A 16502-nucleotide genomic window follows, 5' to 3' on the forward strand; every position below is an offset into this window, starting at 1 on the left:
AATAGGGATTATCTTTACGCTTCTTTGTATTTTTATATCTGTTTTATTATTTAGGGAAAATTAATGGTACTCAATAAACTAGATTGGCTTGGTTACTGCGTGGTTGCCGCTTTTTTACTTATTGGCAATGTCTTTGCAACTTGCTCTGAAAATCTTAACGAAGGGATTCAAACCATTATTGAACGTGATCGTTTGCAGTATAAAATTCCTGGAATTGAGGTTAGTATTAGCTGTTCGGATGAAGATATTCCTCATGATTTTGTCAGCGGCACAACCACTATAGACGGAAGTATTTCTATACGACCTGATCACCTGTTTCAGATTGGCAGCGAAACCAAATCCTTTATTGCCGCAATTATTTTGCAATTGGAAGAAGAAGGCGCATTATCCATTCATGACCCTGTTGGAAATTATTTAGAAGACATGCCAATTACCTGGCAAAACGTTACCATCCAACAATTACTCAATCACAGCAGCGGCATAGTTAACTACACGGATGTGCTGGATGTGATGGGGCATGAGCCTGATTTTGACTTTTTAAAATCCTGGTCTAGTCGTGAATTAATCAATCTTGTCCTCGAAAAGCCTCTCTATTTTTCACCAGGCACAGGCTGGCATTATTCAAATACTAATTACGTATTGGCTGGAATGGTAATTGAAAAAATTACTGGTCGCCCGATTGAAGAAACAATTACTAATAAGATTATTACACCATTACAATTAACCAATACCTATTATTTGTCATCATTATACAACGATGACATGCTGCAACGAATGGCACATGGTTATTCGGACCGCGGCTATTTCCCGGATGAGCCGAAAGATATTACTGGTACCAATATCTCTTGGGCGAATACGGCTGGCGCAATGATTGCGAATTCTCATGACATGGCAATCTGGTTTAGACATTTAATGAATGGGTCTGTATTAGCGTCAGCCCAAATGGATGAACTAATGACCGTTGTTGACGCAACACTACCTAATACAGCCCAAAAAATTGATTATGGCTTGGGCGTTGTTCATGATTTTGATACTTTTAGCGAGGAAGCTTGGTGGCATAGTGGGGGTACACTTGGCTATAGTGCGTTGATGGTTTGGTTAAAAGAGGAAAACATCGTCATTACTGCCAATCTCAATCATGTTACTGCAACGAGAGATAGTTATGAACTTATGAAGCATCTTGTTGCATTTATTAAAAACGCTGAGGCATAGAAGGCAGCTCTTGATGTACCTTAGCACCAAGAGCCTAAGAAATCATAAGATTTTTTCCAAGTATGCAAAGGCTTTCTGTGCGTAAGCCAAGGGGGGCGCTTTTGCTGGATCTTGTTCCGCCTCCACAATCATCCAACCCTGATAATTTACTTCTTTTAAGGCTTGAATCAGCGGTATAAAATTAAGATCACCATCGCCCGGAACAGTAAAAACACCTTCGCGAACAGCATCCATAAAATTAGAATTCTGCATACGAACCGAGTCTAATACCGTCAACCTGATATCCTTTAAATGCACATAGCGAATTCGCCGCTTATATTTATTAATTAAATCCATGACATTAATTCCAGCAAACGCTGCATGCCCGGTATCTAACAATAAACCAAGTAATTGTGGACTGGTATTTTGCATTAAAAAATCAATTTCTTCTTCGGTAAATACGCCTGTTCCTGCATGATAATGGTAAACAACATGCACACCAAAATCGTGAGCGATTCTTCCAAGTGTGTGCAAACCTTGAATTAATTGCTGCCATTGTTGTGAATTAAATTGTGGCTTTTTCATGCCCAGAATGGCATGTCCAGTCTGCTGAATAGCGTGTCCACACTCACACACATTAATAAATTTAGCCCCGGCAGCACGCATAAAACTTAAGTGAGTAAGAAATCGTGACAAGGTTGCATCGTATTGTTCTGATTCAGTAAAAAAGGTACTAAACCAGGCACTACTCATTTGTAAACCTTTATCAGCTAATGTTTGTTTCAAATGAATGGGATCACGAGGGTATTTATTACCCAGCTCTGTTCCGATATATCCTGCTGAAGACATTTCGCTGATGCATTGTTCAAATGTGATTTCACCTCCTAAAGATGGATCATCATCATTACTCCAATTGATGGGCGCAATCCCTAATTTAATTGTCATCGTGTCATTCCCTCTCAATAGACTTTCACATCTTGTAATTGTTTACACATCTTTAAATGAGCATGCATCACCTCCTTTGATTGCGACATCTCTGCCACCCCCACTCGCCACCATGTTTGATATCCTTCCGACATGGTTTTAGGTAAGACCGGGAGCACAATAACGCAGGAGCTGGTTTGCTCTCGAGCTTCATTTAATGCTGACGTAAAGGTTGTATAACTGTCTGCATACATTGTTTTCGCACCCAAGGCTGCCGCGTATTGACAAAAATCAATGGTTAAATAGTCACCGTCCAAACGATTACTATTGGGTTGTCGATAACGAAATTCATTACCAAAACCTTGACTACCATGGGCTTCTTGCAAATTACGGATGCATTGATAACCGTGGTTATCAAAAAGAATGACGGTAATTTTTTTCTTTTCCTGTATACAAGTCAGCAATTCCGAATGAAGCATAATAAAACTGCCATCACCAACTAATACATAAACTTCACCTGGGGCATTCGCTTTCGCGAACCGAACACCAAGTCCTGCAGCTATTTCATAACCCATACATGAATAGGCATACTCAAGATGATAATCTTTAGGGTGTTTAGAACGCCACAGGCGATGCAAGTCACCTGGTAAACTTCCAGCAGCACCAACAATGACATCATCAATACCAACAAACTCGTTCAAAAGGCCAATAACAGCAGTTTGATGTAAACCACCCGCAGTCGCAGCAGGAATACTACAGACGCGATTAACCTCTTTATTCCATTCTGCTTTATAAAGTTGTATTAATTTTTGATAAGCATCTTCTGTTTTATAGCTACCTAAGACCGCTGATAATTGTTCAAGTCCCCATTTCGCATCACCCGTAAGTGCTAAACTGTTCATTTTTACCGCATCGTAACGGCTCACATTCAAATGAATTAATTGACATTGATCATTTTTAAAGGCCCACTTTGAAGCGGTAGTAAAATCCTGCAATCTTGAGCCTACAACCAAAATCACATCAGCTTCTGCAGCAATGCAGTTTGCTGCTTCTGAACCGGTGACACCCAAACCACCAATATTCATTGCGTGCAAAGCAGGCAGCGCACTCTTACCAGCTTGAGTTTCAGCAACAGGAATACCGTGTTTCAAGGCAAATTCAGCTAGCGCTTCTGTAGCGAAAGAGTAATGAACACCACCACCAGCCACTATCAACGGCATTTTAGCTTTTTTTAAATATGCCGCCGCTCGCTCAATAGCCTCATGACTTACTAACCTACGTTCTATCTCCCATGTCCTTTTTGCGAAAAATAATTCCGGATAGTCATAGCATTCGGATTGCACATCCTGTGGCAAACAGAGGGTGACTGCACCGGTTTCAACAGGATCAGTCAAAACCCGAAAGGCATTAATGCAAGCAGTCATCAATTGCTCAGGTCGAGAGATTCTATCCCAATACCTACTGACGGGTTTGAAGCAATCATTCACGGAAATTGTGTAATCATAGGGCACTTCAAGCTGTTGTAATACTGGATCAGGTTGGCGACAACTAAAAATATCTCCTGGTAATAGCAATAAGGGAATGCGATTGGTTGTTGCTGTCGCCGCTGCCGTTACCATATTCGTTGCACCGGGGCCTATCGATGAAGTACAAGCAAAAATTTTCAAGCGATTCATTTGTTTGGCAAAAGCAGTTGCGATGTGAGCCATACCCTGTTCATTGTGTCCCTGATAATAGGTTAAGCCATAGGAATCATATTCCAATGCTTCACCAATACCAGTAACATTTCCGTGTCCAAAGATACCAAAGATGCCTTCAACAAAACGATATTCTTTATCATCAATAACCACATATTGATTGGCTAAAAATCGTAACAATGCCTGAGCCATGGTTAAGCGATTCTTATTCATAGCATGCTCCTAAATTCAATTAGCTTTGCTTATTGCCATACGCGCATTGCTGCCGCTTTGCGCGTCCACTCGTGTTCTTCACGAAAGGTTGGGGTAAGGTAGGGATTGTTCACTTGATGGCGAATAAACCATAGCGTATACAAAACATAGCCAGGGGCTACACAATGCGCATGCTCCTGCCCGTGAGCAATCTTAAACGTATCATTATGTTCAATACGCAGCACGTCTTTGCCATTCTCACCGAAAGCAAATCCTTGAGGCTCAGAAAAACGATAATGATAAACTTCCGGTTGTGCATGATAATGGGAAGGATAACTGGACCAGCGCCCCTGGAAAGTAATAATTTCACCGAGAACCAAATTGGATTCCGGTCTGTTACGCTTATCAAAAACTGTTTTTACCAGGCGGTAAGACGTATCTTCCAGTACACCTTTACCCCGATGATCAAATTCCACAAGATTACTGTGATTAAAAAGCATGGGCTGAAAAGCTTGGGAATTTTCAGTTTCAATCAATAAAATTTCACAATCACTTAAAGCTTCAACCTGTGCTTTTACCTGCATGGGACAATGTAAAACAATAGGACTTTGGGAAAAATAATCAGTCCGTTCACATTCAACTGCCTTTTGCTGATAACTAAAAATCACCCGCCCAGTCATCAAGACAGCAGCAAATTCATAATTCTGGCTAAAAGAAAATTTTTCTCCTGCGCGTAATTTTAAGGAACTAAAATTCATAGCAACATTGACCGCTGAATCATGCAGATGAACGATGCGATTTACACCATCAACAAAACCATTACGGCGTTTAATCAATGTGTTTGCCGCTTCAAAAACGTCAGGTCGCTCATGCAGCCGTTCTAAGGTTTCACTTTGCCAAACATGCGGATCATTCTCATAGTTTTGCAAAAAATAGTTTAATTCGGGCCAATAGGGAATTGCAGGTGCACAGCCATGACGGGTTACCACTAAAGCCCCACAAGCATTGCCATAAGCCATCGCCGTTTTAAGACATTCTCCTCGCAGCACGCCGCGTAAAAGACCGGCCATAAAACCATCACCTGCCCCTAATACATTCAGTACAGGCACAGGAAATGATTTCGCAGTTAATGGGTGATCTGCGTTTTTAAAATAGGCTTGGCAACCGTTGGCGCCCAATTTAACAATTACTGGAGCCACGGTTTTTAGGCGGATAATTTTTAACGATTCCTCTAAATTACTCTTTCCTCCTGCAATACAAATTTCTTCCTCTGTACCAACAATTAGATCACAATTCGCTAGAATCCCTTGATAGATTTGCGTAACTGTTTCATTTGCAAGAAAACGTGTTTCACCATTACCTACTTTGGTTAAACCCCAAAGCACAGGACGGTAATCCAAGTCCAAAATAACCAACGTTCCTTGCTGCCTTGCTCGCTCAATCACTACGCGCGTAGTCTGTAGCATAGCTGGTGTCGATAATCCTGTACCCGTAATTAGCAATGCTTTTGACTTTTTTAAAAGCGCTTCACTTAGTGGTTCGGGCTGGATTTGCATGTCAGCACAGTCATTTCGATAAAACATTAAGGGAAATTCGTGAGGGGGTTTAATACCAAGCAATACCAAAGCAGTTAGATGTTTATTGGTTTCCTGCAGTAAATCAACATTGACACCTTCATGAATCAGGGTTTGTTTAACAAATTCCCCCATTTCATCTTGACCAATGCACGAAAACATCATGACATTTAAACCTAATCGGGAACTTCCCACGGCAATATTGCCTGCGCACCCCCCCAAATATTTACGGAAACTTTTCGCTTCGGCGAGCGTATTGCCAATTTGCTCCGCATATAAATCAACAGCAACTCGTCCCATAGCAATCAAATCGATAGGTCTATCCTGTTGTACTGGAATATGTTGTGAAATTGTCATTTTAGTCCACCTTAACAGGTAAATGGATTGCTAAGGATTGCTTAGCGGCTTTAGCAATCTGTAAAGCTTTAAACGCATCCCATCCTGACACTGGGCTTGGCATATTGTTAAGCCACGCGTGATAGAAGGCTTGCAGTTCAGCAATAAACGCTTGTTGATAGCGCTCCAGAAAAAAATACTTAGGATTGGCTTGATTCGTCCTATGCGATGAAAACCCTTTTACCCCATGATTGAGTTGATTGTCAGCTAACAACATTCCTTGCGAGCCAAAAACTTCGAGCCGTTGATCATAGCCATAAACAGCTTGTCGACTGTTATCGATCACGCCTAAGGCACCACTAGCAAACCGCATTTGCACAACCGCCGTGTCAACGTCATTATAACTTTCAAAATCTGGATTAATAAGCACCGCACCACTCGCATAGACTTCCACAACCTCTGAACCGGACAAAAATCTTGCCATATCAAAATCGTGAATAGTCATATCCATAAAAATTCCTCCCGATGCAGCACAATAGTCTTTAGGCGGACAGGCTGGATCACGTGAAGTAATGCGAATAATTTGCGGCACCCCAATTTCACCCGTGATGATACGTTCTTTAATATTGGCAAAACTGGCATCAAAACGACGGTTAAAACCAAGCTGTAGTAGAGTTTTGTTATTGTCCACCGCCTCTAAAACACCCTGAATATTGTCTTCAGGAAGACCGACAGGTTTTTCACAAAAAATAGCTTTACCTGCTTCACTTGCCGCTTTAATCTGGGCAATATGCAAATGAGAAGGCGAGGCAACAAGAATTGCATCAATCTGCGGGTGTTGAATAACCTCGTCACAATGCTGACTAATAAGCGGTATTTGCAGCGAATCAGCCCACTCTCGATTAATTAACGGGTCGGCTATTGCTGCTAACTTAAATTGCGGTAGATGATAGCGAATGTTTTCTGCATGTAATTTGCCGATACGACCGGCACCTAAAATTCCTATCCGGCAAATTTGATTCTTATTATTCATAATATCTTCCCATCCGTTAATTCACATTCGTGTTTATAACTCTTCCTATACATTGCACAGCGTAAGCAGCATTACATTTCATCGACATTGGCTGCGCGAAAATAATTGATGACACTTTTTGGTCCCAATAACGATTTTCTCTTCTTGCGACCATTATTCCCAGGTTGACCAATTTCACGTAACCGTTTTCCAGTTTGAAGATTATGTTCAATTTTTTCTAAAGACATGCCGGTTGTCTCCGGCACAAAAAAATAAGTTACAACAAACGACAGAAAGCAAACCAGGCTAAAGATTGCAAAGACGCTCACCTCACCTAGTTGCTCATAAAATTTTAAAAAGGAAATGGATACAAGAAAATTGGCAATCCAGTGCATGAGAGAGGCAATACTCATTGCAAAGCCTCTAACCTGGTTAGGATAAATTTCTGCAATCAGCACCCAAAATATTGAGCCAAGGCTGATACAGTAACCAATGACATACAAGGTCATAAAAAATAGCATCCATCCCTGGTGATCACTAACGCTATAATAAAAAACAAGGCTAACGCCAAGTAGACTTAAGCCTGCCATCAGTGTTCCTGTTAACAACATCGGTCTTCGACCAAAACGGTCGATAAATAAGGAGGTAAAAAGAGTCAGCAGAAAATTAAGTAAACTGATCCAAAACGTTGCCAGAATGGCATTTTTTATTGAGAAAAAACCAGCGGACATAAAAATCATTGGACCATAAAACATAATGGCGTTAATGCCGGATAATTGCTGGAAAACACCAAGTGCTATTCCCAAAAGCAATACAAAGAAAATGGGTGGTTTTAAAAGCAATTTGAAATTCGGTTTGACCTGCTGCATTGCTGCTTTAATTTCCTGAAGCTCTTCTTGGACATCGGTCTTGTTTGAACGAGTTTTTTCCAACACCTTTTGTGCTTCAGCAGGGCCATATTTCTTTATCAGCCATCGCGGTGAATGAGGGACTAAATACAGGCCGAAATATAGGATTAGAGCAGGCAAAACCCCTAACCATAAAAGAAGACGCCAACTTGTTGTGAACAAATCATGTACTGCATAACCTACAAGATAAGCCGCTGTTTGACCAAAAGTTATTGCAAGACCATTAATTAAAATTAAGGTACCACGTTGTTGTGGTGGAGCGATTTCAGAAATAAACAAAGGTGCGGCATAGGAGGCAATGCCAATGCAAATACCAATAATAAATCGACCGAGCAGCAAATACTGCAGGTTATGTGCCTGAGCACAAAATGAGGTGCCGACAATAAAACCCAAGGCAACTATCTTTAATAGTGTACGGCGACTTAATTTATCTGCGATAAAGCTACTTAACGGGATTCCGAAAATTGAACCAAGAAGGCTGAAACTCACAACTTGCGACCACTGCCAATTCGAAAGCGAGAGTTGTTGAGTGACTTGATCTTGAATGTCGGCGATTACGCTGGAATCAAAACCAAATAAAAACCCAGCAAAACCCGCAATTAATGCAATGAGTAGCACAAAACGGTTCATTCCTTTGCCCATCTGAGACGTCATCCTTGAATCAAATATTCGCGGCAAATGTTATCACTGTCTTAACCAGTTTGTAAGAATATTTTAAACGGTCACACGGCTTTCCCAGTAAAAAATAATTGTCATTCCAAAAAAATAAACCCTCGTTCCAAGAAAAATACACAACCGTCATTGCGAAAAATGCTCGTCATTTCGAGCGCAGCGAGGAATCTCCCACAATTGGCAGTGCTTTTTGTTAATACATTTTTTACATGGAGTTAAATAATGTCACCCTGGAAATGATTTTAATGGTCAAATTTTAATGACATGGTGCCATGTTGCATGGAGATTCCTCGCTGCGCTCGGAATGACGTTGAATGTGGCCGATTAAAATACACAACCGTCATTGCAAAAAACGCCCGTCATTCCGAGCGCAGCGCGGAATCTCCCACAATTGGCAGTACTTTTTTGTTAATACATTTTTTGCATGGAGTTAATAATGTCGCCCTGGAAAATGATTTTAATGGTCCAATTCTACTAACATTGTGCCTCTTGCAGGAGATTCCGCGCTACCCTCGGAATGATGTTTAATTCGACAGTCATGAAATCGGCAAAATAATGCTGCTTAGCGCTTGAAGCCGAGATAAATTCTATCTATTAAACAAGGTGTTACCATCAATAAATTGATCATATATTTTACTGCTATACTTTGCACATGGATAAAAAAGGAAACCTCGCCATGAAAAAAAGAATAGAAGAATTACTACCTTCTAAGGAAGAATGCCTGGAGCTATTACAAACCCATGCTAATGAAGCCATGAAGTTTTTAATGTTGCGCCAGGAAAAAATATATTTATCAATTATCGATAAATTGGCACACGTTTGCGCCGATTTACTCAGTTATTACAGCCAACCAATAGAAACGATTGTCAATACCATTGAAACTGTCATGACGCAGCACTACAACGATAATGTGCAAACAGTTATTGATACTGTTCAGGAATATCAAGCAGCAAGAAAACGCATTAATTTAAAAACCATTGCCGGCGAGCAAGAAGATGATCGACTGATGGCGCGCATTGATGCCCTACAGCGATATAAAAAAACACCTATTGCAAACATGATTTTAGGGGTTGTAACTGATACATTAATTCTTGCGCAGCAAGAATATGGCGCCGTAGTCGAAAATAAACGCTTTCATGTCGTTAATTACACTCCGCATATTCGCTAAACGCCATTGACCACTGCTTTTAAGCTTGTATTAAAGCAGCATAACTGGGATTTTCAGATTCATTGTCAAGCTCTGGGTTAAGATAATTCCGTCCAATAAGATTGCATACCTGTTGTTTTTCCTCTGTCGTTAAATACGAGGCAATTGCCTCTAACCAATTATAATCTTCAGCTTCATTTGCAGGTTCTTGCAGCTCACTGGGTAGCCCATCATCAATCGCCCAATCATCAACAATTGCCATGTAAATGGCATTTAATAAATTATTAGCCTGGGCAATTTTTTTCTGTAAACAAGCTTCATCAATATTTCTTGGTGCTGATAACAATAGCAGTGCTTTCCCTAACCAACCATCTATTGTTGATTGAGCCTTTTTTGGAGTAATTTTGGCAAAGGCCTCATAAGTTTCATGAATGCGCTCGATTAAACCTTGCTTATAATGGTCATATCGAGCTGGTAATTCTGCATTAATAAATAACCACTCCAAGAGTTGTAATTGCTTAACCAGTGACTTTACTTGCGCACAATATTGTTTGGGAATGGTTAATAAATCCTTAGTATCAGCTGATAAAACCTCTACTTCCTGAGGAGGAAGAGTCCAGTGTAGTTTAACGCCAGGATCACTCATATCACGATAATAAACATTCTTACCTGAAGACTTCTTATGAATACGTAAGGGCCCACTACTATGGAGGAAAATAGATTCCATAACACCACTGTATCGGGGAATTGTTATATGCTTGCCATTCTCAGTGAGTCTATTAATTTGTTGTGGTGATAACACCTCTGCTAATAAGGCAATTGCCTGTGATTTACAGGTATTGGATTGATTGAGATCAGGTCCCCAAAATGTCAGCGAAGCCTTTAATTCAAAAGGTTTTAATCGCGGAGCACGCCCTTCCTGTATTGCTCTTGCCTTTTCCAAAGCAAATATTAATGCAGAGTATTGTTCGTGAGGATATACTCTTGTTTCAGCAGATGACTTACCTTTAAGACCTAAGGGTTCAACGATTTCTTTGATTGCATTTTCTTGTCCTAAAGCCATATTGCTACATTTTTCACGCAGCAAATTGAATTGATCTTCAGTTAACTCAAACGTGACACCATGTAACCCACGACCTAGATCCAGAAAACGCAACTCTTCATGACGAAGCATGCCATGGTTACCCTGAAGATCAAGGTCTAATCCCAACTTAATTTTTAATTTGCCAATTAATGAATCTCTCGACCCAGTCGTAGGAACACCATAAAACCCCCACTGATCCACTACTTCCATTTTTTCTCCCAGTTCAGACAACTGAGACAATAACAAGCAACTGTGCCAAAGAGGATTACTACCCGCTTGTTGATCAGCTACACAATAGGTTACTGAAAATTTCATAGAAGCATCCTTATAATTGTTAGGTTACATGGCTCAGACATACCTCCTATGTCCGCTAAATTTGCACTTAAATCCATTTCAATTTTCTCAAATCTATTGCTTCTCTTTTTGTCAGTTGGACTTTTAATACTTCCATTTGCACAAGTTAACAAACCTACCTGAAAAAGGATATTTGCTTTTTAAACTTGTTGTCTTAATTATGAAATTAAAAGTTATTATTTACTCTGTCAATCGCAATAAAGAAAGCTGACAGATTGCCCGCTAGCAGTACAACAATAGACAGCGACCTCCGCGCCTCTTAGCGCTTCCTGGGGCACAGAAATGTGCACCATTGCTGCTCTAACGCTCCTTCATGGGTAAAACTACCCATCCAAATCCAGCCACCAATTGAATTACAATAATCCAATTTGATTTAAATTTGTTTATTATGAGTGAAGTATTTTATTGGCGCGAAATAATTGGTGAACGTGATATCTTATTGACGCGCAAAAAAGCGATAGAACAACTATTAGCCGGTGAATATAAAAGTCTTTCGCTAGAAAAACTCCATGGCATTTCAAGAAAAATTTTAATTTTTTCTATAAGAGTAAATTCCGATACCCGTCTGTTGTTTACAGCTTATCAAGGAAAACTGGGTCTCCTGGGAGAAGTCGACAATCATGATTATCATAAAAATCGCTTTTTAAGAGACCCTAGATTATTAAAAATGTTCCTGGCTAAACTTGGCCATCGCGACGTTGATATTCAATTAAGTATTGATAAGCTACATGCATCTCAATTTGATACCAAGGAATTAGAGCAGCAACTTCCTGAGACAAAAGAAAAAAATAAATTCATTCCTCTAGATTTTTACAAACAAGATTTTATTTGCTTGAGTGAAAATCAAAATCACGCCATGGAAACCAAATTACCGGCTATAGTTTACGGTCCTGCTGGTTCAGGCAAAACCTGTGTCGCCTTTTTTGCCTTATTAGATTATGTCAACCGCACCGCGTTGCAAGAAAATTCTCGTCCAGTCGTCTATGTCAGTCGCTCTCATTTTCTTGTCGAAGAGATGAAGCTGCAGTTCATGAATGCCGTTGAACCCCATCTGCACAATTTAGCCTTATTCACAACCTATGAGGAGTTATTTGCCAAACAGGAAAAAAAATGCCGTTTTGCCGACCATGGCTTGTTTAATACCTGGCTTGACGAAACGCTCGAACAGCAAAAATACAAATCTTTTAAAACAACACTCACGACAGAGCTAGTGTGGCATGAATTTAGAATTCGCTCTGGATACACGGATATCGAGTATATCGACTTAGGTGATCGCCAAAGCAGTATATCCAAGGAACAAAAGGAAAAACGACAGGTAATTTGCCAGTTATATCATGAATACACAAGCCATTTAATTCGAAATAGTTATGTTTCATCAGAGCTTAATCCTATTAAGTTCGTTGATGAGAACGAGCGTCACCCACTTATTTTTGTTGATGAAGCACAAGATCTTTCTTATAGACAACTTATTGAGCTGTATAATTTGGCAATGAATGGAAACATCGCCTATTTCTTGGGCGATCATCAGATATTGTTCGATGGCAAATCTCGTTTGCCTTTCTTACGCCAAATGTTTTATATAAAGAACCAAGCTGTTAACGAACATCAACTACCAGGAAGTTATCGTTGTGCACCGCGTATCATCGATCTCGCTAATACCCTGATCAATTTAAAATATCAAGTGACGGGGGGAGCATCTGATAAAACAGAAAGCCAAATCAAACCAGCAAATGAAGATAATCCTAATCGTGGAGAACTTTACTGGTTTGGGACTAAAAGCGATCAATTAAAAGTTTTAAAGGAAAAAGCTAAACACAGTACTAATTTTGTCGTAATTACCTCCCCCAAATATATTGAAGAAGCCAAGGAAATATTCGAAACGCCACTGGTGTTTACCTCAGAAGATATTAAAGGTTTGGAGAAGAAAACCATTGTTATCTGGCGACCTTTAGATAGCAGTGACGCAATTAAAGCTTGTGTGAAACTCAAAGAGCGTCAAAACACTAGTGCATCCAGTAATAGGGCAAAGGCCGGAGAAAGTGATGAGTCCTATCTCCCTTATTTTAATGGGTTAATTACGGGAGTAACCCGGGGACTCCTTGAAGTATTTGTTGTTCAAGATTTCGATCATAGGATCAGGTCCCTTTACGAGCCCTTACAAGCAGTTGTTTTACAAGAAAAGCAGCCGCTACAAGTTCTCACCTCATCCACCTCGGTGGCAACCACCCAAGAATGGCTAGATGAGGCAAGTACTTTGCTTCGCCAAGGCAATGAAAAACAGGCACGTGGTATTTTTTTAGACATTTTGCACCGCACAGAAGAAGAATTCAGAGCCTTTCAACAAGAAAAAGCCACACCATTCTTTAGCTTGAAATCTCAAGAGTTACCTCCTGCCGACAGAGTGCAAACTCCCATTCCTGGCAAGAAAAAGGAATTACAAAAATCAGAGAGCAAATCATCTGCTAACAAACCGTTACCATTCGCTACCCCAGCAAAACAGCGCCTCTCGCGCGAACAAGAAGCTTTGCATTCCTTAATGGCGGATTTCTCAGAAAAACGACTAGCCGTTGTATTATCAGTTTTTCCTTGGGAGACCATACTACTTCAAACAGTTTGCGCAACTCTACCATCTGGGAAATCACAGACTCTTTTGGAATTTATCTTAAGTGATCTTGCTCGTACAAAACTTTTCATCCAAGTCATTATTAATAATCATCCATTGAGCAGAGAATTTATTAACAATAAAAAAATTATTGAAACACTTATAAAGAATAAATATACCAAAGACCCAGAAATTAAAAAAATTATTGCCAGATTTACTACCCTAATTTATAACATGGCTCCTAGTTTTTATAACCTTGGCAGTACCCCCACTTTAATTCATATTGCCGTAAGTAAAGAAAGAGTTGACTGGCTTACTGAGCTAAGTTTTCTTGGCGCTGACGTTAATAAACCGCTCAGTGACGGTACAACACCGATTTACCTTGCCGCTGAAAAAGGTAATTTCTCTTTAATTGAAAAACTTCATGAATTCGGCGCTGATCTTAATAAATCGGATCATGGTGGCGCTAGCCCTGTGCATGTAATTACTGAAAATGATGATGTTATTCTAATTGAGAAAATTCATAAGCTAGGTGCAAACCTTAATAAGGCAACGGCTAAAGGGATAACTCCAGCCTATTTAGCTGCCCAAAATGGTTCTGTGGCCATGCTTAAACAACTCCATAGGTTGGGTGCCCACATTAATAAAGCTGATAGTAAGGGTACTACCCCTTTATGTATTGCCGTGGAGTGCGGTCATCTCGATATCGTGGAAACGATGCATCAATTAGGCATTGACTTTCAGCAACCCCTCACTCAGCTAGTATTAATAAAAACTGATAATAAGTATATCGAGCAACCCCAAAGTATGACTCTGGCCTACAGGGCTGCTGAAAGCGGGCATGCCAGTATTCTTGGAAAACTTCATGAATTCGGCTTAGATTGCAATCAACATACTGCCTCTGGTTATATACCAATTCATATTGCCGCCCTCAATGGTCATGTCGCTGCCGTTGAGGAACTTTATAAACTTGGTGCTGCCACACGCGATTGCAATCATGCGATTTATGCTGCCGCGCAAAGAGGTCATGTTGCTGTTATTGAGAAATTTCATGAATGGGGTAACGATTGTAATCAACTCTTTGACGATTTCACACCGATTTATACTGCTGCACAGTATAACCAACTTGCCATCATCGAGAAACTTCATGAATTTGGCATCGATTGCAATCAGCCTATTCCAGGCGGCTTTACACCGCTTCTAATCGCAACACAAGCTGGACACATTCCCGTTGTCGATAAATTCATTGAGTATGGTGTGGATCTTAACCTCTGTGGCCCCGGAGGCATCACAGCAGCACATATTGCCGCAAAAAATGGTCATGTTTTCATCCTCGAGAAGTTTTTTAAGCTTGGGGCTGACTTTCATAAAACCACAACTGATGGTCGTACGGTTGCTTATATGGCGGCACAAAATAATCAAGTTGCTATTATCGAAAAGCTGTATGAATTGGGCATCAATTGTAATGCACCCATTCTTCACGGCTACACACCCCTTTACATTGCTGCACAATATGGTTTTATCAACGTCGTTGAAACACTTCTGAAGTTAGGGGCTGATCCCAACAGCTTTGCTAATAACGGCTTTGCTCCTATTCATATTGCCGCTTTCGCTAACCAAGCCCTAGTCCTTGGGAAACTTTGTGAATTTGGCGCCAATCGGGATAGCTTGATAAATGGCAACCATAATGCCCTTCATATTGCTGCACAAATGGGCCATGTGACTGTCATTGAAAAACTTTATGAATTAGGTATGAAATTAGATAGCGCTACAAACGAAGGTTGTACAGCTGTCTACATTGCCGCACAACATGGTCATGTCGATGCCGTTAGCAAGTTTCATGAATTGGGTGTCAATATCACTAGTGCTACGGAGGCAGGTTTTACCCCTATCCACATCGCCATTGAGAATGGTCATTTAGCTGTTGTTGAGAAATTTCATGAATTGAAATTTAACATAAATATCCCTACAGTTGATGGTTATACACCTGCTTACATCGCCGCTGAGAATGGCCATGTAGCAATCATCGATAAATTTCATGAGTGGGGAATAGATTGTAATGCCCCTCTTGCTAACGGCTATACACCTCTTCACATTGCTGCTGAAAATGGTCTTGTGGCTGTCATCGAAAAATTACATGCGTTTGGATATGACCTAAATAAAACCGGACCTAAAGGGACGACGGCTGCGTATTTTGCTGCTAAAAAGGGTCATGTTGAAGTACTTGAGAAACTCCATCAACTTGGGGCCAACCTTTATAAAGCCAGGAAAGGGGGTATGACGCCTCTTCTTATTGCCATTAAGTATGGACAGATTGCTGTGATTGAAAAATTACTTAAGGTTAATCAACAGGTAATCAGTGATCCAAGACTCGCTTACCTGGCAGTTAAAAGCGGCGATATGAATGTCATTAAACTGCTATTAGAAAATAAAGTAAGATTCGATGTTCCCTTTATTACTAACCAAAAACAGCTACTCAAATCTCTTAATTTTTTGGTCGAAAAAAATCCCTCACTTACAAGAGAATCTCTCTTCTTTAATATGGATCAGTTTATTGAGCGGCAGGGGAGTGAAACGAATATTAGTATTTTACCTATCGACATTGCTAAAATTACTCAACGTCAAGATATTATAGTATTGATAAATAACTATTACCCCAAACGTTATTCAGCACATAGTCTTTTTAGAACCGCTCAAGTTGATAAAGTGAACTTTATCGAGCCAGAGTTTAAATTATGATTGCTGTAAATTTTTAACTGTAATCTATATTGAGCGTTTACTTTGTTAATACTCACCTGTTACAAGCTAT

At 40.1% G+C, this 16502-nt stretch carries 9 protein-coding genes; 3 read left to right on the plus strand and 6 right to left on the minus strand.

All coding sequences use genetic code 11. The annotated features are described in order from the left end of the window. Positions 1-63 precede the first annotated feature (63 nt). Complete coding sequence (locus tag PXX05_RS13265) at positions 64-1212, plus strand: serine hydrolase domain-containing protein (RefSeq protein WP_275088670.1); 1149 nt, start codon at positions 64-66, stop codon at positions 1210-1212. 42 nt (positions 1213-1254) lie between these two features. Here PXX05_RS13265 and iolE read toward each other — a convergent pair whose 3' ends face one another. The 5 genes from iolE to PXX05_RS13290 form a co-directional block, all read right to left on the minus strand. Next, complete coding sequence (iolE, locus tag PXX05_RS13270) at positions 1255-2136, minus strand: myo-inosose-2 dehydratase (protein ID WP_275088671.1); 882 nt, start codon at positions 2134-2136, stop codon at positions 1255-1257. 14 nt (positions 2137-2150) lie between these two features. Beyond that, positions 2151-4025 carry a 3D-(3,5/4)-trihydroxycyclohexane-1,2-dione acylhydrolase (decyclizing) gene (iolD, locus tag PXX05_RS13275; RefSeq protein WP_275088672.1) on the minus strand — a complete coding sequence of 625 codons (1875 nt, stop codon included), beginning with the start codon at positions 4023-4025 and terminating at the stop codon, positions 2151-2153. Between the two features lie 29 nt (positions 4026-4054). Further along, on the minus strand, positions 4055-5935 hold the full coding sequence (gene iolC / locus PXX05_RS13280; RefSeq protein ID WP_275088673.1) for a 5-dehydro-2-deoxygluconokinase: 1881 nt from the start codon (positions 5933-5935) through the stop codon (positions 4055-4057). Between the two features lies 1 nt (position 5936). Then, positions 5937-6947 carry an inositol 2-dehydrogenase gene (iolG, locus tag PXX05_RS13285; protein WP_275088674.1) on the minus strand — a complete coding sequence of 337 codons (1011 nt, stop codon included), beginning with the start codon at positions 6945-6947 and terminating at the stop codon, positions 5937-5939. Positions 6948-7018: 71 nt separating this feature from the next. Then, positions 7019-8476 carry a sugar porter family MFS transporter gene (locus PXX05_RS13290; protein WP_275088675.1) on the minus strand — a complete coding sequence of 486 codons (1458 nt, stop codon included), beginning with the start codon at positions 8474-8476 and terminating at the stop codon, positions 7019-7021. Between the two features lie 706 nt (positions 8477-9182). Here PXX05_RS13290 and PXX05_RS13295 point away from each other — a divergent pair. Then, complete coding sequence (locus PXX05_RS13295; RefSeq protein ID WP_275088676.1) at positions 9183-9674, plus strand: hypothetical protein; 492 nt, start codon at positions 9183-9185, stop codon at positions 9672-9674. Between the two features lie 19 nt (positions 9675-9693). Here the strand turns inward: PXX05_RS13295 and PXX05_RS13300 are convergent, their stop codons facing one another. Continuing rightward, positions 9694-11052 (minus strand): hypothetical protein, encoded by a 1359-nt coding sequence (locus tag PXX05_RS13300; protein ID WP_275088677.1) that lies wholly within the window; start codon positions 11050-11052, stop codon positions 9694-9696. Positions 11053-11479: 427 nt separating this feature from the next. On the opposite strand from PXX05_RS13300, the gene PXX05_RS13305 reads away from it, so the two are divergent. Continuing rightward, the gene (locus tag PXX05_RS13305) at positions 11480-16432 is read left to right on the plus strand and encodes an ankyrin repeat domain-containing protein (RefSeq protein ID WP_275088678.1); all 4953 of its coding nucleotides are present in this window, start codon (positions 11480-11482) and stop codon (positions 16430-16432) included. Positions 16433-16502 lie beyond the last annotated feature (70 nt).

Source organism: Legionella cardiaca, assembly GCF_029026145.1.
Taxonomy (GTDB): Bacteria; Pseudomonadota; Gammaproteobacteria; order Legionellales; family Legionellaceae; genus Tatlockia; species Tatlockia cardiaca.